Source organism: Iodobacter sp. CM08 (assembly GCF_033446605.1).
In the GTDB taxonomy this organism is placed as follows: domain Bacteria; phylum Pseudomonadota; class Gammaproteobacteria; order Burkholderiales; family Chitinibacteraceae; genus Iodobacter.
Genome location: NZ_JAWQUO010000012.1, coordinates 84,798 through 105,849 on the forward strand (window position 1 = coordinate 84,798; position 21,052 = coordinate 105,849).

General features: G+C 50.9%; 19 protein-coding genes. 13 read left to right on the plus strand and 6 right to left on the minus strand.

Translation table 11 applies throughout. The features are described from left to right. Positions 1–5 precede the first annotated feature (5 nt). From R6242_RS08705 to R6242_RS08755, 11 genes are all read left to right on the plus strand, one after another. Positions 6–1,256: an ABC transporter substrate-binding protein gene (locus tag R6242_RS08705; protein ID WP_318426074.1), complete on the plus strand. Its 1,251-nt coding sequence runs from the start codon at positions 6–8 to the stop codon at positions 1,254–1,256. Positions 1,257–1,258: 2 nt separating this feature from the next. Then, the gene (locus R6242_RS08710; protein ID WP_318426075.1) at positions 1,259–2,137 is read left to right on the plus strand and encodes a branched-chain amino acid ABC transporter permease; all 879 of its coding nucleotides are present in this window, start codon (positions 1,259–1,261) and stop codon (positions 2,135–2,137) included. After that, entirely contained in the window at positions 2,134–3,198 is a 1,065-nt protein-coding gene (locus R6242_RS08715; RefSeq protein WP_318426076.1) for a branched-chain amino acid ABC transporter permease, read from the plus strand. The genes R6242_RS08710 and R6242_RS08715 overlap by 4 nt, the downstream gene beginning before the upstream one ends. Beyond that, positions 3,191–3,901: an ABC transporter ATP-binding protein gene (locus R6242_RS08720; RefSeq protein WP_318426077.1), complete on the plus strand. Its 711-nt coding sequence runs from the start codon at positions 3,191–3,193 to the stop codon at positions 3,899–3,901. Before R6242_RS08715 ends, R6242_RS08720 begins: the two co-directional genes overlap by 8 nt. Positions 3,902–3,918: 17 nt before the next feature. Further along, a complete protein-coding gene (locus tag R6242_RS08725; RefSeq protein ID WP_318426078.1) occupies positions 3,919–4,632 on the plus strand; it encodes an ABC transporter ATP-binding protein in 714 nt (237 codons plus the stop codon). A 159-nt stretch (positions 4,633–4,791) separates the two neighbouring features. Continuing rightward, complete coding sequence (locus R6242_RS08730; RefSeq protein ID WP_318426079.1) at positions 4,792–7,491, plus strand: type VI secretion system Vgr family protein; 2,700 nt, start codon at positions 4,792–4,794, stop codon at positions 7,489–7,491. 3 nt (positions 7,492–7,494) lie between these two features. Further along, positions 7,495–9,216 carry a hypothetical protein gene (locus R6242_RS08735; protein WP_318426080.1) on the plus strand — a complete coding sequence of 574 codons (1,722 nt, stop codon included), beginning with the start codon at positions 7,495–7,497 and terminating at the stop codon, positions 9,214–9,216. 2 nt (positions 9,217–9,218) lie between these two features. Then, complete coding sequence (locus R6242_RS08740; protein WP_318426081.1) at positions 9,219–10,199, plus strand: T6SS immunity protein Tli4 family protein; 981 nt, start codon at positions 9,219–9,221, stop codon at positions 10,197–10,199. A 160-nt stretch (positions 10,200–10,359) separates the two neighbouring features. Then, entirely contained in the window at positions 10,360–11,280 is a 921-nt protein-coding gene (locus R6242_RS08745; RefSeq protein WP_318426082.1) for a T6SS immunity protein Tli4 family protein, read from the plus strand. 160 nt (positions 11,281–11,440) lie between these two features. Next, the gene (locus R6242_RS08750) at positions 11,441–11,800 is read left to right on the plus strand and encodes a hypothetical protein (RefSeq protein ID WP_318426083.1); all 360 of its coding nucleotides are present in this window, start codon (positions 11,441–11,443) and stop codon (positions 11,798–11,800) included. Next, entirely contained in the window at positions 11,793–12,362 is a 570-nt protein-coding gene (locus tag R6242_RS08755; RefSeq protein ID WP_318426084.1) for a T6SS immunity protein Tli4 family protein, read from the plus strand. The genes R6242_RS08750 and R6242_RS08755 overlap by 8 nt, the downstream gene beginning before the upstream one ends. 153 nt (positions 12,363–12,515) lie before the next feature. Here the strand turns inward: R6242_RS08755 and R6242_RS08760 are convergent, their stop codons facing one another. The 6 genes from R6242_RS08760 to R6242_RS08785 all read right to left on the minus strand — a co-directional run bounded on the left by R6242_RS08760 (position 12,516) and on the right by R6242_RS08785 (position 18,425). Further along, the gene (locus R6242_RS08760; protein ID WP_318426085.1) at positions 12,516–13,985 is read right to left on the minus strand and encodes an NAD-dependent succinate-semialdehyde dehydrogenase; all 1,470 of its coding nucleotides are present in this window, start codon (positions 13,983–13,985) and stop codon (positions 12,516–12,518) included. An 86-nt stretch (positions 13,986–14,071) separates the two neighbouring features. Continuing rightward, the gene (locus R6242_RS08765; protein WP_318426086.1) at positions 14,072–14,458 is read right to left on the minus strand and encodes a 5-carboxymethyl-2-hydroxymuconate delta-isomerase; all 387 of its coding nucleotides are present in this window, start codon (positions 14,456–14,458) and stop codon (positions 14,072–14,074) included. Positions 14,459–14,491: 33 nt separating this feature from the next. Beyond that, positions 14,492–15,340 carry a 3,4-dihydroxyphenylacetate 2,3-dioxygenase gene (hpaD, locus tag R6242_RS08770; protein ID WP_318426087.1) on the minus strand — a complete coding sequence of 283 codons (849 nt, stop codon included), beginning with the start codon at positions 15,338–15,340 and terminating at the stop codon, positions 14,492–14,494. A gap of 74 nt (positions 15,341–15,414) precedes the next feature. Further along, positions 15,415–16,875: a 5-carboxymethyl-2-hydroxymuconate semialdehyde dehydrogenase gene (gene hpaE / locus R6242_RS08775; RefSeq protein ID WP_318426088.1), complete on the minus strand. Its 1,461-nt coding sequence runs from the start codon at positions 16,873–16,875 to the stop codon at positions 15,415–15,417. Positions 16,876–16,899: 24 nt separating this feature from the next. Further along, positions 16,900–17,664, minus strand: a complete 765-nt coding sequence (locus tag R6242_RS08780; RefSeq protein WP_318426089.1) for a fumarylacetoacetate hydrolase family protein — start codon at positions 17,662–17,664, stop codon at positions 16,900–16,902. Beyond that, a complete protein-coding gene (locus R6242_RS08785; protein WP_318426090.1) occupies positions 17,661–18,425 on the minus strand; it encodes a fumarylacetoacetate hydrolase family protein in 765 nt (254 codons plus the stop codon). The genes R6242_RS08780 and R6242_RS08785 overlap by 4 nt, the downstream gene beginning before the upstream one ends. Before the next feature lie 406 nt (positions 18,426–18,831). Here R6242_RS08785 and R6242_RS08790 point away from each other — a divergent pair, with 406 nt between their 5' ends. Together R6242_RS08790 and R6242_RS08795 are read left to right on the plus strand one after the other, a co-directional pair. After that, positions 18,832–19,830 (plus strand): helix-turn-helix transcriptional regulator, encoded by a 999-nt coding sequence (locus tag R6242_RS08790; RefSeq protein ID WP_318426091.1) that lies wholly within the window; start codon positions 18,832–18,834, stop codon positions 19,828–19,830. 79 nt (positions 19,831–19,909) lie between these two features. Further along, positions 19,910–21,022: a class II histone deacetylase gene (locus R6242_RS08795; RefSeq protein ID WP_318426092.1), complete on the plus strand. Its 1,113-nt coding sequence runs from the start codon at positions 19,910–19,912 to the stop codon at positions 21,020–21,022. Positions 21,023–21,052: the final 30 nt, after the last annotated feature.

Consider the following 21,052-nt stretch of genomic DNA (forward strand, 5'->3'; position numbering starts at 1 on the left):
TGACAATGAATAAGATGTTTTTAATAGCCTCTGTGATGGCCGCAGGAATCAGTACTCAGGTCATGGCCGCAGAAAAAGTGAGCTGTGGCTTAAATAACGGCAAAAAAGCGACCGGCCAGCCGATTCCGCTTGGGGCCGTGGTGGGTAAAACTGGGCCGGATGATTTTAGTAGCTCGGCTCAGGCGGCCAGTGCCTATTTTAAATGCGTGAATGAGAACGGCGGCATTAACGGCAGGCCGGTTGAATACACCGTAGTGGATGATCAGTGGAACCCAGAAATAGCGGCCCAGCTGGCTTCTAAATTAGTACAGGATAAAAAAGTCGTCGCCATGGTGGGCAGCACCAGCTTTGTGGAATGCGGTGCCAATGCCAAGCTCTATGAGCAGGCGGGGCTTATGGTGATCGCCGGTGTGGGTGTGCCGCGTGAATGTTTTCAATCTAAAAACTATGTGCCGATGAATACCGGCCCAAGGTTGGCAACCACCATGGCGGCGATTTACGCGAATAAGCATTACAAGGCAAAAAAATTCGTTTGTATTGCGCCAAATATCCCAGGGCTGGGTGAATGGGCTTGTGGTGGGGTGCGCGCTTGGGGGAGCAAGGAAGGCGTGGTCTCTGAAACCATTTTGATCGACCCAGGCTCGGCAGATGCCAGCTCGGTGATCTTGCAGGCCAGCTCTAAAAACCCAGATGCCATTATTTTGAGCCTGTCTAAAGGCCTGCTGATTCCTATGCTGGCTGCGGCTGAGCAGCAGAATTTGGGCAAGAAAATTAAATTTTTGGCACCTGCCTCTGGCTATAACGTAGAAGTGCCTAAAGCGATTGGCCCGTATTGGAAAGATAATTTCGATGTATCACTGGAGTTTCACCCGCTGGATGCCAATACAGTAGAAAACAAAAACTGGCTGGCGCTGATGAATCAGTATGGGAATAAAAAAGATCAGCGGGATACGTTTTCTCAAGCCGGTTATCTGAGCGCTAGGCTAACGACCGAAACCCTACTGAAACTTGATCCGGCCAAAATCAGCCGTGCCAGTGTGAGCGAAGCGTTGCGTAAAATTGTTGATTTTAAAAGCGAGATGCTGTGCCGTCCTTTTTATATAGGCGCAGGAAAACGTCACAATGCCAACAACTTTAGCCGCGTCGCAACTTCAACCGGTACCGGCTGGGCGGTGCGTTCGGAGTGCAGCGCGGTACTTGATCCGGAGTTAGCTGATGTTCAGCTGGATGAACAACAGCTTAATCTAAGGAGATAGTGATGCCTGAATCTGCTGTTTTTCTGATTCCTTATCTGATCTCTGGGCTGGGTATAGGCGCCGTGTATGCCTTGTCCGGAGTAGGGCTGGTGGTGCTGTACCGTGCGTCCGGCGTGCTTAACTTTGCCTTTGGTGCACTGGGGGCGATCAGCGCCTATTGTGCTTGGTCTTTGCTGGAGATGGATTATCCGCAGATTGTGGTGTGGCCGCTGGCGGTACTGGCTTCCACTTTACTGTCTTTACTGTACGGCGCTGTGCTGGCACCCCGGCTAGCACACCGTGACCGTACTACCCGCAGCATTGCAACGCTGGGATTCGCGCTGGTGGTGCTGGGTTTTACCGAATGGTACTGGGGGGAGGCTGCACGCCGACTCTCTTTGCCCACGGATGTTGAATCCATTGATTTTGGTGATATCCGTCTCACCTACACACGCATTCTCAGCTTGGTATTGGCGGTGCTAATGATGCTGGCGATTGGCATTTTGCTACGTAAAACGCGGCTTGGCCTGTATATGCGGGCGCTGGCTAATAATCGTCAGCTCAGTGCCGTACTGGGGATTTCTGTGATCAGAGTAGACACCGCCGCTTGGCTGATTTCCGGTGCTTTTGCCGGTGTGTGCGGTTTGCTACTGGCCAATATCGTGCGTTTACAGGCCACCACTCTCACCTTTATGGTGATTCCGGCCTTTGCCGCTGCCATTGTGGGGCGTTTATCCTCACTGCCGATCACCGTTGCTGCTGGCGTGGTGATTGGGATAGCAGAAGCACTGGCAATTACTATTCCTGGTTTTGCCATCTATCGCTCTGTCACGCCGTTTGTACTGGCGCTGCTTGCGATGATGGTTTTTACCGCGATCTATCCTGCCTCGGTTGAATCATGAAGATGATGAGTTTCCATATCCCCAAACAGGCGAATGTACTGGCTCGGCCGAATGTAAACGAGGCTCAGCGCTATCGCACCTTGCTGCAGATTGCCGTGGTGCTGACGGTGATTGCGCTAGCCCTGCCTGCCTTATCCAATGCTTATTGGATCAAAATATTTACCTCAGTATTTATTTGCGCCATTGCCGCGTCGGGTGTCGGCTTACTGTACCGGCAGCTGGGTCTGGTGTGTTTGTCGCAATACGCGCTGATGGGAGTGGGAGGATGGATTTCATTGCGAATCTATCACGCATGGGGCTGGCCATTTGAAGCCTGTGTATTGGCTGGAGCCGTTGGTGGCAGCGTAATGGGCATGGTGGCAGGCTTGCCTGCGCTGCGTTTGCGTGGTTTGTACTTAGCGCTCACTACCCTGATGATGGCTGGGGCTTTTCAGGTTTTTATTGGCGCAATTAATTTTCCGGATGGTGGTGAGGGCCTGAGCGGCCGGGCAATGGATGGTGCACGCTTGATGATGTCGCGGCCTTTTCTGGCAGAAACAGACAGCGCTTTTTTACGTTACGTGCTGGTCTGGCTGGCGTTTGCGCTGTGCCTGATTGAGCTGCATCGTTATTCCAGAGTAGGGCGCAGCTGGGCGCTGATCCGCAAGGGTGACACCAGTGCACTGAGCGCTGGGGTGAATATCATCTTTTATCAGACTTGGGCATTTGGTCTGGCGGGGTTTTTAGCGGGCTGCGCAGGCGGGCTGCTGGCGGGGGCCATTGGTAGCCTAGATGGCAGGGCCTTTACCGCCAGTGAATCGATCTTAATGTTTGCCTTGTCGATTGTGGGCGGTGTGTACAACTGGTTCGGCGTCATTATCGCCGGCTTGCTATTGCGCGCCGTACCCGCCTCATTATCTGATTTAGGGGTGAGCGGCTATGTGGCAATGATGTTTTTTGGTGTGGCCCTGCTGCATGCGTTGATTACCGCACCGACTGGCATTGCTGGTCAGCTGGCTGATTTACTGAGCAGAGCCCCTGCATTTATTAGGCGTTTAATAGAGCGGAAACAGCATGATTAACATTGCCGGTTTAACAGTCAGGTTTGGTGGGGTTAAAGCGATTAATGCGCTGGATGCCAGATTTACTGCGCCGATCTGTGGATTGATCGGCCCGAATGGCGCAGGTAAAACAACCCTACTCAATACCTTGAGTGGTTTTGTAAGGCCAGAGAGCGGCACGCTGGAATTAGACGGGCAGCTGCTTAACCCGCTTAAACCGGCCGCTCGCGCTCGGTTGGGTATTCGCCGTAGTTTTCAGACTGAACAGGTGGTAGAAGACCTGAGCGTATGGGATAACGTGCTGGCGATTTTGGATCACTTACCGCTGGTGGCTCAATATACTAGGGCTGCAGAAGTCGCCCGCGTGCTTGATTATGTGGGCTTAAGCGGGGTGGCGCAGCAAGCAGGCCGTAGCTTGAATCTATATCAGCGGCGCATGGTTGAGTTAGCCAGAGCATTGGCGGGTAAGCCGCGCTTACTCTTGCTGGATGAGCCGGGGGCAGGCATGAATGAGATTGAATCTTTGCAGTTGCGGCAGCTTATTTTGGGGATTCCGCATTTTTGCCAAGCTCAGTTGATCCTAATCGATCATGACGTTGAGCTTATTTCTGCCACTTGCGAAGAAACGCTGGTGCTTGATTTTGGCCGCTGCATTGCTCTAGGCCCGACCCGTGCCATGCTAAAACAGCCTTGCGTTAGAAAAGCCTATCTGGGCGAAAATTGAACTTATCTTGAGCCGCTATGACTACAACATCCTTACAGATTGCCGAGCTGGTGGTGAACCGTTCAGGCAAACAAGTATTACACGGCGTTTCTCTGAACATACCGGCTGGCGCGGTAACTACGCTGCTGGGTGCAAATGGCGCGGGGAAATCGAGCTTGGTGTTGGCGATTGCTGGCGTTATTGCACCGGCTTCTGGCACGGTGTCCGCCAATGGCAAGATATTAACCGGCTTGCGCCCAGAGCAGGTTAGAAAGGAGGGCGTGGCCATTGTGCAGGAAGGGCATCAGGTTTTAAGCGAATTAACGGTGCTGGATAATCTGCGTGCTGCTGGTTCTGCCTTATCAAACCAAAAATTGCAAAGCGGAATAGAACGGATGATGGTTATTTTTCCGGAGCTAGAAGCCAAATTAAGCAGTCGTGGTGGTGATTTATCTGGCGGGCAAAAGCAAATGGTCTCCATCTCGCAGGCGTTACTGGCCGTGCCGCAGTATTTGCTGATTGATGAGCTGTCGCTGGGGCTAGCTCCCGGGGTTGTTAAACGGCTGGCGGAGACCGTGCAACAGATTGCTGAATCTGGGGTGGGCGTACTGTTAATCGAGCAATTCACCAGCATCGCCTTAGGCCTCGCTGAAAAAGCCTATGTGATGGAGCGCGGGCGCATTGTGTTTTCTGGCTCCTCACAGCAGCTACGCGATGACCCAGCCATTTTGCACAGTGCTTATCTAGCCTGAGTGATTGCTGTGTACCCGATGGATTTACGCTGTGTATTGAGTGCCGTGTTAATAGATTAAATACCTTATGGTGGTAGTAAGTAAAAATTAACAACGATGTATGATGAGCTAAGGCTTTGTGTAATACTGAAAATCTTACCCTCTAAGTCGCTGATTTTTATGAACCCTATTGATCTGCTTGCCTCGTTTGCCGCTGCTTTTAATCAGGATAACCGCCTTATTTCGCTTCAGCTTGGCGATGGTGCAGCGTGGGGGGAACAGTTACTCCCCCAGCACGTCACAGGCAGCGAGGGGATTAATCGGGAATATCGCTATCAAATAAACTGCCTATCCCCCAGTGATAATTTAGAACTCAAATCGCTCTTAGGCTTGCCAGTGGTATTGTCTATTGCAGACGCCAATGGCGGTGTGATCGAGCGTTGCGGGGTCATCACCCAAGCCGCTTTACTTGGCTCTGATGGTGGGTTTGCTAAATACTCGCTCACAATTGAACCGCCATTTGCGCTGCTGAGATACCGCCGCACTTCTCGCGTGTTTCAAGACATCAGCGTGCCCGATATCGTTAAACAAGTTTTAGCTGAGCACCAAGATAAAAACCCCGTGTTTGCCTCTGTGCAAGCGCTGGAGTTCAAGCTATCGGGCGATCATTTACCACGCTCCTACTGCTTGCAGTACCGTGAGTCGGACTTTGATTTCTTAGTGCGATTAATGTTTGAGGAAGGACTTTCATTCCGCTTTGAACACTTGCCAGGCGATTCGCCACAGGTACAGCTAACTGTATTTGACGACGCTTACGCCTTACCAGAAGCGGCAGACCTACAAGTACGCTTCCATAGAGCAGCTGCTACGGAAGAATTTGATGCGCTGACTGAATGGCAAACTCAGCGCCAAATTGGCAGCAGCTCTGTTTCTTTGGCCAGTTTCGATTACAAAGCAAGTAGCACAAAGCAAAGCGCCGATGAGAGCGCCGTAGATCAGGGCGATGGCGGCCAGCAACTGCAATCCAGCCTAGAAGATTATGACCCACAGAGCTTGTATTACGCCTCAGATTCAGAAAGCTTAAGCCGCTATGCTCAGCTGCGCCAACAAGCCTCAGATGCTAAAAAGAAATCTTTTACCGGCTCAGGCACGCTACGTTCTTTACAAGCAGGGCAGTGGTTCCGGCTTGAAGATCACCCTGCCCATGAATGGGACAGCGCCGAGCAGCGGGAATTTGCCATTACAGGGCTTACCTTCACCGCAAACAATAACCTGCCAGCCGATTTAAGCCAGCAGCTAATGCTGGTTGCCCCCGGTTTACTGGCCGTTTCAGAAGTAAAGGGCGCAGATGCACCCCCTCCTTATCAAGTTGATTTTACTGCCCAAAGACGTGGCCAGCCGCTCACCCCTGCCTTTGCCCACGAAGCTTTCAGCAAACCCCAAAGCCGAGGTGTGCAAACCGCCACCGTCGTCGGCCCCGCTGGATCAGAAGTGCATACCGATGAACAAGGGCGGATTAAGGTGCAGATGCACTGGCAACGCGCTCAAGAGCACCCCAGCTTTGGCGCTAACCTCGATGACAAATCATCCTGCTGGATTCGCGTTGCCTACCCATCGGCAGGCGCTGGCTGGGGCCATCAGTTTATTCCACGAATCGGCCATGAGGTGCTGGTCGATTTTATTGAGGGAGATATCGATCGCCCCATCGTTACGGGTGTGGTTTATAACGGAAGCCACCAAACCCCTGCATTTAGCGGCGCGGACGCTTTGCCTGCAAATAAAACGCTTTCTGGGATCAAAACCAAAGAGCACCAGGGCGGCCAATATAACGAACTACTCTTTGACGATACGTCTGGCGAAGTCAGGGCCAAACTCAGCTCTGAAACTGGCAAGACCCAACTGAACCAAGGCTATCTGACCCACCCCCGCACAGATGGCAAGGCAGATCCGCGTGGCGATGGTTTTGAATTAAGGACTGACTTAGCCGGAGCGATTCGCGGGGCAAAAGGCTTATTAGTCAGCGCACATGGGCAATCAGGCGCTAAGGGCCAGCAATTAGACCGAGATGAATTAATTGGGCAATTAGAGCTGGCCTTATCCATTGCCCAGCAACTGGCTAAGCAAGCAGAAACACATGAGGCCGATAGCACCGATACCCAGCAAGAAGAGCAACTATTAAGCGATTTAAAAAAATGGCATGCAGGCAGCAATACTGATAAAGAAGGCAAAGGCGGCGGCAAGGGCATTCTGGCCATGAGCGCCCCTGCTGGTGTAGCTATCTCTTCGCAATCGGCAATCAGCACCGTTTCTGGTGGCAATCAGGATGTGGTGGCAGCCAAAGACAGTAACCACAGCATTGGGCAAAAACTGCGCTTTAGGGTAGGTGAATCCTTATCGGTGTTTGTGCAGCAGCTAGGCATAAAGCTGATTGCTGCTGCTGGAAAAATAAAAATCCAAGCCCAGAGTGATGAACTAGAAATAGGCGCGGCTAAACGCCTGCATTTGTACTCACTGGAAGAAATTATCTTTGAAGGCCCTAAAATCACATTCCGCGCGGAAGGAGCAGAGTACACCATGGGCGGCGGCAATATCATCTCCCAAGCATCAGGTTCCCATACCCAAAAAGCCAGCCAGCACAGTATGGAAGGCCCAGGCAATGGCAGCCCGCAATTACCCAAAATGCCTAAGAGTGAAAGCAAAACCACAGAAAAATTTGCCGTAGCGGGGCGCTCTGGTCAGGCCAGAGCCGAGGTATCCCATGAAATACGCAATGATGCAGGCAAGCTTTTAGAGAGCGGTAGCACCGACAAACAAGGAGCCACCAGCCTTTTAGCTGGCAAGGCCATTGAAGCCCTTAAACTTAAACTGACGCGGAAATAAAAGATGAGTGATCGCGAGATGCAGGTCGACCCAAAGGCCACACGCCGAGTACCGCTAGAGTTTGATAAAGAGGGCTGCCCCACATTTTCCTCATGCAAAAGCCCAGAATCATTTACCCCACACGCCTTAGCCATCTGCCCGCCCCATACCGTGATTCCGGTGATTTTTGTGCCAGGGATTATGGGGACAAATTTGCGGATGACGAAAAATAAGGATGAAGCATGGTCGCCACCCAATGGCCTATTGGCAGGCATGGGGGAGGCCGTATCCAGAGCGAGGCAAAGCGGCGCAAGCCGGCAGGCGCAATTTAATCCAAACGACACCGAAGTCAACCCCGATGGGGCCTGCTCCATCCCCAGCAATTTTTATATGCTAACAAAAAGTGAGGCAAAAAAGCGCGGCTGGGGAGCCTTGCATGCCGATAGCTACCACGGTACTTTGCAACAGCTAGAAATCATTCTAAATGAGCAATACAGCAAGCCCGGCAGAAGTGAGGAAAATGGGAATCACATGCTGGCTGAAATTGGCATGCTGCTGCATTTAGGCAGCAGCGCCGAAACGGACACCAAGAATGGCAAACCCAATTACTCAAAAGCTGCGGCCAAAGCTTGTAAAGCATGGGGGCAAACGCCTGAGCCGCTTAATAAGGCAGAAATTGACAATCTAGATAATTATTACTACCCAGTTTGGGCGCATGGCTACAACTGGCTGCAAAGCTGCGAAGAATCAGCCAAAAGCTTACTGAGTAAGATTGATGAAGTACTCGCATATTATGAAAAAAGCCCTTACTTTCATTGCGATGGCAAGGTCATCTTAATCAGCCATTCGCTCGGTGGTTTTGTCACCCGCCGTGCCGCCCAGATGTCAGACGCTAACATCCTTGGCATTGTGCACGGCGTGCAGCCGGTGGCCGGTGCACCCGTGGTATATCGGCGCTTTAGGGCCGGAACTGAAGTCGATAGTTTTTATGATTTAGCAGGAGCGGGAGCCGCAGCCGTCATTGGCTGGAGTGCCGCCGATATCACCCCCGCCCTCTCTTGCGCACCTGGCCCATTAGAGCTGCTCCCGACCAAGCACTACCCAGCGGGCTGGCTGAAATTTGTACAAACATCGGGAGGGGAAGAAAAACAATTGCTCGAGCCATTGCCAAAATCAGACCCTTACGAAGAAATTTATGGCAAAACTACAGACGATTGCTGGTGGGGCATGGTTGATTCAAGCTTAATTGATCCTATGAAAAAATATACGCAATCAGAGCCATTGGAAGCTTATAAAGATGCACTCAAAGTTGCTAAAAAATTTCACGATAATGTCGGCCTCTATGCTCACCCTAAAACATATGGTTATTATGGCATCGATGATAAAAAATATTTTACTTTTGGCAGTATTTGCTGGCAAACCAATGACAAACTCATTGGAGGCTCTGAAGCGGCTTTATTTTCATCTAAAGATCAATGGCGCAATACCACCGGAAAATCAAAAGTATCGTTTGGAGAGAATCAAGTTACAAGCTTTAAACTGGCTAATGACAAAGATTTGGCGGGCGATGGCACGGTGCCACTCCATTCCGGTGCCGCATTAGAAAAGCTCAGCCCCACGCCACTGAATGTATTTAAATTGAGTGGTTTTGATCATCAAATGAGTTATGCAAATAAATATGCCCTGCAATCCACAATTTACAGCATTGCAAAACTCATCCAACTTGCCGAGCCAGCCAAGCCATGAGAATGAATAAAATTGCTATTTTTGCCACCCTATTGGGTTTCAATACCTATACCTATGCTGTGGAGCCAACAATGTTTGAAAATACAAAAACCTATTGCTTTGGCCGTTATTTGGTTGACGTTCCTGTTGCTGCTGAATTAAAAAACGAGGGAAATCACTTCATTACAGATAAAGAAATATCTATAAAAAAAATACTTTCTTTTGATTTAAATAAAAATATTTCATCTAGAGAAAAAGAATTAAAAGAGCAAAAAGACACTGAGGAATATAGGCTTATCGATTCTAAATCTTTAGATGGAAATAATGAAAAAATAATAGTTTCTTCCGCAACTCGTTTCGGCAGTACTGCCTATGGTATTGATACTTTTAAAATGCTGGGCATGGGGTATGCGGCAACAACATCTGTTCGATCATTAGGAGCCAAACATTATCAAAGCATTCTAGCTGACTATGAAGATTATTTAAAAAAAATCAGATATCGTCAGCCGAAAGAAATACCAAACGAACCTGGATTTTGTATTAGTAATGGGTTTGTTGCAAACAAGGGGAAAACTAGCCAAGCAGAAGGGGCCAACCTATATTTTGTTTTAAAAAATAATCCATACGTTAAAATACGAATTTTTAGCCATGTTTATTTTAAGCAAGAACAAACTTTATTAGAAAGAATTGACTCATCAGGTGTTATGAAAAAATTTCTAAGTAAAGTAAAATATAACAAGCAAGGGAAACGTATAATTAATGGCCTAAATGGCGAAGAAGCCCTTACTACCTTTCCATCTGATGATGAAACAGGGATTGCGCATGTTTTTACTTGGGAAACACTAGGGGAAATAGGTAATCCTTTATTACCCTCTATTAATTTAGAAATTAAAACAGGTGATTCTGGTGGCAGCGGTACGTTTCCTTCAACACTCACCCAGCAAGAAACCATGGCCCTTTACGAAACCATCGTAAAATCTATCCGAATTCGACCAACGCAATAAAGAATACACTTTGCCGCTATATGCGTAATGCATGGCTACATTATTTAATGTAGCCTATTTCCAACCAACAATAAGTTAAACCATAATGCATAGGAAAAAAATTCAACTCATTACCCTATTCCTAGCTTGCAATAGCTATGCAGCTACAGTGGAGCCTGTGATGTTTGAAAACACAAAAACCTATTGTTTTGGTCGCTACCTAGTCGACGTTCCTTATGTAGCTGAGCTTAAAGGCTTTGGGAACAAGTATCTTTCCACCGCCATTGAATCTGGAACAGGAAGAGATTTATTTAAAAAAATAATTAAAGAAAAGATAGATGCTTTAAAAAATGAAAACACAAAAAGAGGGTTTAAATACGTAAATGAAGAGTTTGCTGGAGATGATGAGAAACGCATATTAATTTCAAAAGCTGATTTATATGGCGATGTAGCATATGGGATCGATACTTTTAAAATTAACCCAAAAAATAAAGCCGGTGGTTCAATATATTTTTATACAGCTGGCCAAGGCTATGATGATAAACGAATAAATGAAATAATTGATAAATATAAAAAATTACTAAATCAAACACGTTACCGTACTGAAAAAGAAATACCAAAAGAGCCTGGATTTTGTTTTGAAAATGGTTTTGTCGCCAACGATGGTAAAACCAGCCAACCAGAAGAGGCTAACCTATATTTTGTTTTGAAAAATAATCCATACGTTAAAATACGAATTTTTAGTCATGTATATTTTAATAAAGAACAAACTTTATTAGAAAGAATTGACTCATCAGGTGTTATGAAAAAATTTCTAAGTAAAGTAAAATATAACAAGCAAGGGAAACGTATAATTAATGGCCTAAATGGCGAAGAAGCCCTTACTACCTTTCCATCTGATGATGAAACAGGGATTGCGCATGTTTTTACTTGGGAAACATTGGGCGAAATAGGTAATCCATTATTTCCCTCTATTAATTTAGAAATTAAAACAGGTGATTCTGGCGGCAGCGGTACATTTCCCTCAACCCTCTCCCAGCAAGAAGCTATGGCCCTTTACGAAACCATCGTAAAATCCATCCGAATTCGCCCAACGCAATAAAGAATACACTTTGCCGCTATATGCGTAATGCATGGCTACATTATTTAATGTAGCCTATTTCCAACCAACAATAAGTTAAACCATAATGCATAGGAAAAAACTTCAATTCATTACCCTATTCCTAGCTTGCAATGGCTATGCAGCTACAGTGGAGCCTGTAATGTTTGAAAACACAAAAACCTATTGTTTTGGTCGCTACCTAGTCGACGTTCCTTATGTAGCTGAGCTTAAAGGCTTTGGGAACAAGTATCTTTCCACCGCCATTGAATCTGGAACAGGAAGAGATTTATTTAAAAAAATAATTAAAGAAAAGATAGATGCTTTAAAAAATGAAAACACCAAAAGAGGGTTTAAATATGTACATGAAGAGTTTGCTGGAGATGATGAGAAACGCATATTAGTCTCACAAGCTGAATTGTACGGTGACGTAATTTATGGAATTGATACATTTAAAATAAACCCTATCGACAAAATAGGCGGGGCAATATACTTTTATACGACAGGAAAAGGCTATGCGTGACAAACGCATCAATGAAATAATTGACCAATACAAAACATTAATAAACCAAACGCGTTACCGTGCTGAAAAAGAAATACCAAAAGAACCTGGCTTTTGTTTTGAAAATGGTTTTGTCGCCAATGATGGGAAAATCAGTCAAGCAGAAGAGGCTAGTCTATATTTTGTTTTAAAAAACAATCCATACGTTAAAATACGAATTTCCAGCGATGTTTATTTCAAGCAACATAAGCCTCTATTAGAAAGAACCGATGAAACCGGCATTAGAATTAAGTTTGCAAGTAAAATAAAAACTTTTAAACGAGGTAATAGAGAAGTAAGTACATTAAAAGGGGAAGAAATCCTAGATCGATTCCCTTCAGATGATGAAGCAGGCGTAGCACACTCTTTTGTGTGGGAAACATTAGGAGAAGTGGGCAATCCACTAAAGGCAAGTATTCATTTAGAAGTTAACACAGGAGAAGGGGGAGGAGGGCAACTTTTCCCTTCTACTCTAACGGACCAAGAGGTCATGGCCCTTTACGAAACCATCGTAAAATCCATCCGAATTCGCCCAACGCAATAAAAGGGGCAAGCGGGATAGGCTCTGTTTATGGCTGGTTTGCCGCTGTGATGCTGCCCCAGCCTTGGTCAACCTCCTGCTGGGTATAGGCTTAGCGTTCACTGGCGGAAAACGTTTATTTTTCGCCAGTGGTGTTGAGTGATTTGCGGCGGTTTATTACATATTCGTAGCCGCTAGCCCACCAAAGCACAGATACTTTATTTCCATAAAGTCTTCCAGTCCGTATTTGGAGCCTTCGCGGCCGAGGCCGGATTCTTTGATTCCGCCGAAGGGGGCGACTTCTGTTGAAATCATGCCTTCGTTAATGCCCACCATGCCCGCTTCGATTGCTTCTGCCACGCGCCAGATTCGGCCAATGTCGCGGCTGTAAAAATAGGCGGCTAAGCCGGAATCGGTGGCGTTTGCGAGGCGGATGGCTTCTGCTTCATTGCTAAAACGAAACAATGCGGCCAGTGGGCCAAAGGTTTCTTCTTGAGCAACCAGCATATTTTCGCTGACTTCGCTTAGTACGGTGGGCTGGTAGAAATTACCCCCCAGCGCGTGCGGCGCACCGCCTGTGAGTAGCTTTGCGCCTTGGCTGAGTGCATCGGCCACATGTTCGGCAACTTTGGCTAAGGCTTTGTGATTAATCAATGGGCCTTGCTGCACCCCTGGGCTGGTGGCGGCACCCACCTGCAGCTGGCGCACTGCTGCGGTTAGTTTGCTGGCAAAGGCGTCGTAGATACTATCTTGCACTAGCAGGCGGTTGGTGCAGACGCAGGTCTGGCCGGTGTTACGGAATTTGGAAGCCAGTGCGCCCTGTACTGCGGCATCTAGATCGGCGTCGTCAAATACGATAAAGGGGGCGTTGCCCCCCAGCTCCAGCCCCAGCTTTTTGACTGTGCTGGCACATTGCTGCATCAGTAGTTTGCCGATATGGGTGGAGCCGGTGAACGACAGCTTGCGCACCGCTGGGTGGTGGCTTAGCTCGGCACCGATTTCAGCGGCGCGGTTGCTGGTCACAATATTGAGCACGCCTCGGGGCACGCCAGCCCTTTCGGCCAAGACGGCCAGCGCCAGCGCTGACAAGGGTGTTTCGGAGGCGGGTTTTACCACCACGGTGCAGCCTGCTGCCAGTGCTGGGCCCACTTTGCGGGTGATCATGGCGTGAGGGAAATTCCACGGTGTGATGGCGGCCACTACGCCCACGGGCTGCCTAATGGTGATCAGACGACGGTCGCTAAACGGGCTGGGAATCACATCGCCGTAAGCGCGTTTGGCCTCTTCGGCAAACCATTCGATAAAGCTGGCACCATAGGCGATCTCACTCAGGCTTTCTGCCAGCGGCTTGCCCTGCTCCATGCTTAGAATCAGCGCTAGGTCTTGCTGATGCAGCAAAATCAGATCGAACCAGCGACGTAGAATCTGCGAGCGGGCTTTGGCTGTTTGTGCGCGCCAAGCGGGTAATGCGGCTTCGGCGGCTTCGATGGCACGGCGGGTTCCGGCGATGCCGATTGCGGCTACGCTTGCGATAGTCTCGCCGCTGGCAGGGTTGTTAACGGTAAAGACGGCATTGTTTTCGCCATTTATCCAGTCGCCATTAATATAGGCTTGGGTCTGAAGCAGTAAGGGATCGTTTAGTATCATTTTATATGCTCACGATTGGTAGGAGGGCAGCAGCAGGCAGCAGTACGCACCGCTGGTGATTAGCGGGTGTGCTAGGCTTTTTGTTGTCAGTCTTTTTTGAAACGCTGATGTACGTTGTTCTGCTTGTAGCTGAGCTTGGCGTCCAGCTCGCTTAGCTCGAAGCTCAGCGCCAGATAGCGCGTGTCAGACAGTGGTTGAAAGTGCGCTCGGATAATCTGGAACAGCCCCTCTGCGGTGCGCTCGCGCTCGTCAAAAGTGCGGCCATGGCCGATCTTTAGCGTCATATGCACAAAGGCGTAGTCTGCTTCAGCATCGGCCATGCGCCAAGTATCTAGCCAGATGGCACGGCTGCGAATGCCAGCCAGCGGGTATAAGCCGGTGCCCGCCAGAAAGGCATGGACTTGGCTGAAAAGAGCCGGCAGCTTGGCTTGTTCGCGGATGTTGTCGGTGCATTCAACAATAAAGTGGGGCATGGCTGGCTCCAAGCTGGCCGCAAGCGGCTGTGATTAAACAGGGAAAACGGCATTGATCTGGCCGGTGCCGGAGCTGCCGAAATAAGGCGTGACGATTTCGGCTTTGCCGGTGTATTGGTCCCAGCCTAGTGCGCCCAGCAGCATGGCGGTGTCGTGCATAAAGCCTTCGCCATGACACTTTTCGGCGTATTCCGGCAGCATGGCGCAGAAGGTTTTCCAGTCGCCGCGTTGCCACATCTCCACGACTTGGTGATCCGTGGTTTCTAGAAACGGGCTCCATACTCGGTGCAAAAACTGCTCGGATACGCCGTTCTGCGCAAAGCGGTGCGATAGCGAGCCGCTAGCAAAAATAGCCACTGTGCCATCGTATTGTTCCTCAATGGCTTGGCGAAAAGCCGCACCCAGTGTGGCGCTGTCTTGCAGATTATGTACGGTGCAGAGCGCAGAAACAGAGATCACCTTAAACTGCTGGTCTGGATTCATAAAGCGCATCGGCACCAGCGTGCCGTACTCTAGCGCCAGCGTGGTGGCATCATGGGCGCGGGTATGTACACCGGCGGCCGTGGCTGCTGCAGCCAGTAGGCTGCCTAGTTCTGGGTTGCCGCTATATTCATAAGGCATGTTTTTGATAAAGTGCGGCAGCTCATTACTGGTATACACGCCCTTAAAATGCGGGGCAGAGTTGATGTGGTAGCCAGAATTCACCAGCCAGTGGGTGTCGAATACCACGATGGTGTCCACTCCCAGCTCGCGGCAGCGGCGGCCGATTTCTTTATGCCCATCAATAGCGGCCTGACGGCAGCCCTGATGCGGGCCAGGTAGTTCCGATAAATACATAGACGGCACATGCGTGATCTTGGCCGCCAGAGCTAGTTTGCCCATGCTGGTTTCCTTTGCCCTGCGGGCGGTGGTGCTGGCTAGCCAGCTTGTTATTCACAAATCTGCCGTGCTGCTGTTTAGAGCCCCCAGCGTGGAATGTGATGACTGCCTAGCGAAATGCACACATTTTTGATTTCGGTGAAAACTTCAAAGCTGTAGGCACCGCCTTCACGGCCGGTGCCAGAGGCTTTGACGCCGCCAAAGGGTTGGCGCAGGTCGCGTACGTTCTGGCTATTAATAAAGACCATGCCTGCTTCGATGCTGCGGGCCAGGCGGTGTGCTTTGCCGATGTCTTGAGTCCAGATATAAGAAGCCAATCCGTATTCCACATCATTGGCTAGACGCAGTGCTTCGGCTTCGTCTTTAAACTTCATCAGGCATACCACGGGGCCGAAGATTTCTTCTTGTGCGATACGCATGCGGTTATCGACATCGGCAAACACTGTGGGGCGAATAAAATGGCCTTTAGCCAGATGCGCAGGCAGCCCGGCTGGGCGCTCTAGCCCGCCAGCCAGCAGGCTAGCGCCTTCTTCCATGCCGATGCGGATATAGCCGGTGACTTTGTCGTAGTGTGCTTGGGTGATCATCGAGCCGACCTGAGTTTGAGTGTCCTGTGGGTCTCCTACGATCAGTTTTTTGGCGCGGGCGGCAAATTCGGCGACAAATGCGTCATAGACGCCTTCTTGAATAAAGATGCGGCTGCCTGCGGTGCAGCGCTCGCCGTTAAGCGAAAAAATAGTAAACAGCGCGGCGTCTAGTGCGCGTTCTAGATCGGCATCATTAAAAATCAGTACTGGCGACTTGCCGCCCAGCTCCATCGAATATTTTTTGATCCCGCCCGTTTGCATAATCTTGCGGCCCGTGGCGGTGCCGCCGGTAAATGAAACGGCCCGCACGTCTGGGTGGCGTACCAGTGCATCCCCTGCGTTGGCACCGTAACCCTGTACTACGTTGAACACGCCTTCTGGAATACCGGCTTCCATTGCTAAACGCCCTAGCTCGTTAGCCGTGAGCGGGGATAGCTCGGACATTTTTAGCACGGCGGTATTGCCCAGTGCTAGGCAGGGAGCGGTTTTCCATGTGGCGGTCATAAACGGCACATTCCACGGCGAAACCAGCCCGCATACGCCTACCGGCTGATACAGCGTGTAATTAAGCATCTGGTCATCCACCGGATAGCTATGGCCATCCATACGGGTGCAGACTTCGGCAAAGAAATCAAAATTGTGCGAGGCGCGGGGAATCAGCACATTGCTGGTCTGGTGAATGGGCAGGCCGGTGTCCTGTGTTTCTAGCTTGGCCAGTTCAGGCACGTTTTGATCGATCAGCTCGCCAAGGCGTCGCATCAGGCGGGCACGCTCTTTGGCCGGTGTCGCGGCCCATTTCGGAAAAGCCGCCTTAGCAGCGGTAACGGCGGCGTTGACTTCCTCGGCACCACCGCTGGCAACTTCACCGATGGCATCCCCAGTGGCGGGGTTGTAGTTGGTGAATGTTTCTTTGCTTTCGACCTCGCGGCCATTGATCCAGTGCTTAATCATGCTTGCTCCTTAGTATTGGCGTGCTTAGCGCCGCGCGGCTTCGTACTGGGCTTCGCTCACGATGTGGTTGACTAGTCGACCAACGCCTTCAATTTCTGTGATGACCTCATCACCCGGCACCACGTTGGCTAGGCCTTCCGGTGTGCCGGTGGCGATCATGTCTCCCGGCATAAGGGTCATAAAGCCGCTGAGATACTCAATTAAAAAGGGAATATCAAACACCATATCGCGGGTATTGCCCTGCTGTTTCAGCTCGCCATTGACCCAAGTGCTAAGGGTAAGGTTGGCTGGATCGGCCACATCGGCTTTATCTACCCACCAAGGGCCGACTGGGGTGAGCGTGTCGCGGTTTTTAACGCGCAGATTTGGGCGATAGTAGTTTTCCAGAAAATCACGCACGGCGTAGTCGTTGCACACGCTGTAGCCAGCCACATAATCCATGGCCTGCTCGCGCTGGATGTTTTTTGCACGTTTGCCGATGATCACCAGCAGCTCACACTCGTAATGCATGTAGTGAATATTGTCTGGCCGCACCGATACCTTGTTGTGGCCGGTGAGCGTAGCGGGTGATTTAAGGAAAACCAGCGGCTCGGCGGGGGGGCTAAAGGCCAGCTCGGCGGCGTGGTCAGCGTAGTTTAGGCCCAGCGCAAAGATGGTGCCCTGTGTTGGCGGCAGCCACTCTACCGCCGCCGCAGCCAGGATCTGGCCATTGCTGAGGGTGACGGAGTGATCGTCGTTAACCAGCACGGCGTGGATCTGCTCTTGATAAAGAATGCGGGCGTGCTTCATTGGGCTGGCTCCTCTGCCATGACGGTGTTTTCCAGAGTGCCTATGCCATCAATACGGACGCTGACCACATCGCCAATTTGCAGATTGACGCTGCGTAGTGGCGTGCCAGCAATCAGCAGATCGCCTGCTTCTAGCGTCATAAATTGGGATAACTCGCTGATGAGCTCGGCCACGTTGCGAATCAGGTCTGCGGTGTGGCTGGTTTCACGCAACTCGCCATTCACACGGGTTTCTATGCACAGATTCGCTGGGTTGATGCCGGTGGCGGGCACGATCCACGGGCCGATGGGGCAAAAGCCGTCACGGCATTTAGCCTTGATCGCTGGGCGGTAAAAGCTGACTTCCGGCAGGCTCACCTCGTTAACCACGGTGTAGCCCTCGATATAGTCCAGTGCGCTGGCCACGCTCACCTTACGTGTGGGCCTGCCGATAACCACACCTAGCGCGCCACCCGCCTGAATGCAGGCTGCGCCATTGGGGAAGGGAATCGCTGCGCCGTGCCCAATATGCGTGTTGCTGGTTTTAATAAACAGCACGGGGGCCACGGGGGCCGCCTTATAGGGCTCATTGATAAATGCTGTGGCTAGGCTGTTGGTAAGAGAGCGGTGATTGAGGGCCACGCCGTAAACCGTGCCAGATATCGGTGGCAGCCAGTGTGGCGGCCCTGTTAGCACTTTGCCATGGTCTGTTTGCAGGCTGCCATCTGCCTGTAGCGTAACGCCACAGGCCATATTGTTAAGCAGTATTTGGCCTCGAGTCATTTTGCTTCCTTTGAGTGCGGCACCTTCAGGCTTATCTGCCTTGGGCAGTTGCAATTTTTACTTAACATGTTAACTTTATAGGGCGGCGCATACTGCTTTGTCAACTACCTTATTTTGTTTTCTTACTTGGCAGCTGAGTAGATACTGCTGAAATGGCTTATTGCTTAGCGCTTGTTTTTAAAGCTTATTTGATTGTGCTGCCCCAAATGGCATAAGCAAAAAGCCGCAGTGTGGCTGCTTCGTTTTTCTGCAAAGCTTATGTAGGCTGTGCTTGTTGAACGGGCGTTCAGCCCATCCCTCATCTGTAGGATGGCGCGGGCGGGTTGGGTAACACAGACTGTATGAATGTTGCATGTGATCAAACATCAGCAAGGCCGCAAAGCCGTGTGCTCAAAGGAGTTCCATCATGACTGAACCCTGTGTTCGTCCACCGGCCAGCATGGCTGTGTTTGCGGCGGTGCTGCTAGAGATTTACCGGCTGGCGCGTGAAGAATCGCTGCTAGGCTTTCATCAGGCGGTGATGGAGTGTTTGCTGCCGTTGTTGCCATTTGATAAAGCGTGGTGGGGGCGTTCGGCACAGGGCGATGCCGGGCCGCAAGAGCACAGCTCCTACCTATTTGGTCTGCCGGAAAGCTATGTGGCCGATTGGAAATCCATCAGCCATGAAGATATTACGGTGGCACGGGCACATGCCAAGCCAGGTGTGGCCGTGGTGGTGGACATGCAGCACAAAGAATCCCCAGCGGGTTTGCGCTGGCTAGGCGCCCGTTATGATATTGCCGAGCTGCTGTGTGTGATTAGCTCAGACCGTCTTACACTGCTGAGCGATCATTTGGAGCTGTATCGTAGCCTAGGCGCTGCGCCCTTCAGTACAGACGAACGTGAGTTGTTGTCCTGCCTAATGCCGCATCTAGTTTCGGCGGTATCGCTGAATCAAATCCGCAGTTTGCAGGCGCTGCGGATGTCGCTGGAAGGTGCAGAGCAGCGGCTTGCACTGGCACTGGCGGTGTGCGACGGGCAAGGCGTGCTGCAAAGTGCCGAGCCGGCTTTTGCGGAGCTATTACTGGCCGAATGGCCGGATTGGTTCGGCCCGCGCCTGCCGATGGGGGTGCAACCACAGGGCTACAATGGCCGCCGCTTATATATTGATGCGCGGCAGGTCAATGACCTTTATCTGCTGACCGCCCGCCAGCGCAGCGTTATGGAGCAGCTTTCTGTGCGCGAAAGTGACGTGGCAAGGTTATTTGGCCAAGGCCGCACTTATAAAGAAATTGCACGGCTGCTGGGAATGTCACCCCATACCGTGCGCCACCATATTCGCTCTATTTATACCAAGCTGGGCATCCATGGTAAGGCGGGCATTGCCCTTCTTTTGCATCAGCTCCCCCCAGCCATACAGAACTAACCGATTCGTTTTTTTTGCTCGCGGTGTTTTTGCAAGCGCAGCAGGGCTGACTGCGGCCGTTTTTTGTAAGGAGTCTGTGATGAGTAAGCGTACTGCGTTTTTCTTTGATGAACTGTGTTTGTGGCACAGCACGGGGCTGCATGCCTTAACCCTGCCTGTGGGCGGCTGGGTGCAGCCACCAGCAGGCGTTGGCCATGCTGAATCGGCTGAAACCAAACGGCGGCTGAAAAGCTTGCTGGATGTATCCGGCCTGAGCGCTCAGCTATGGCAACGTAGCGCAGCGCCAGCCAGTGAACAGGCGCTACTACGGGTGCATACCCCTGCGTATCTAGCGCGTTTTAAGGCTTTGAGCGATGCAGGCGGCGGCGAGCTGGGTGACCATGCGCCAATTGGCCCTGGTAGTTACAACATTGCCTGTCTTTCTGCGGGGCTGGCCCTTGCCGCAGTTGATGCCGTGATGGCCGGTGAAGTGGATAAAGCTTATGCGCTGTCCCGCCCACCTGGCCACCATTGCCTGCCGGATCAGGCGATAGGGTTTTGCTGTTTAGCAAATATCGCCATTGCGGTGGAAGCGGCCAAGGCCCGCTATGGCCTGAAGCGGGTGGCTATTCTGGATTGGGACGTGCATCACGGCAACGGCACGCAAGCAATTTATTACGACTGCCCAGACGTGCTGACCATTTCATTACATCAGGAGGGGTGTTTTCCGCCAGGCTACAGCGGTGCAACAGACCATGGTAGTGGCGCGGGCGAAGGGGCAAATATCAATGTGCCGCTGCTACCTGGCGGTGGCCACGATGCTTACCGCTATGCGATGGAAAGGCTGGTGGTCCCAGCGTTAGATCGTTTTAAACCACAGCTTATCGTGGTGGCCTGCGGCTACGATGCCAACGCGGTGGACCCGCTGGCGCGCATGTTGGCGCATAGCGAAACGTTTCGACTGATGACCAAGCTGAGCGCCGAGGTAGCAGAGCGCCATGCGGATGGCAGGCTGGTGTTGGTGCATGAGGGCGGTTATTCCGATGCCTATGTACCGTTCTGCGGGCTGGCCGTGTTGGAAGAATTGTCGGGCATCCGCACCGAGGTGATCGATCCACTGCTTGATTTTGTTGAGCTGCAGCAGCCTTGTGCCGCCCTGCAGGTGCTGCAGCGGCAATTACTAGACGAAATGGCCGTGGCTTGCGGGCTGTAATCGGCAAGCCATTGAAGCGATAGGCAGGCT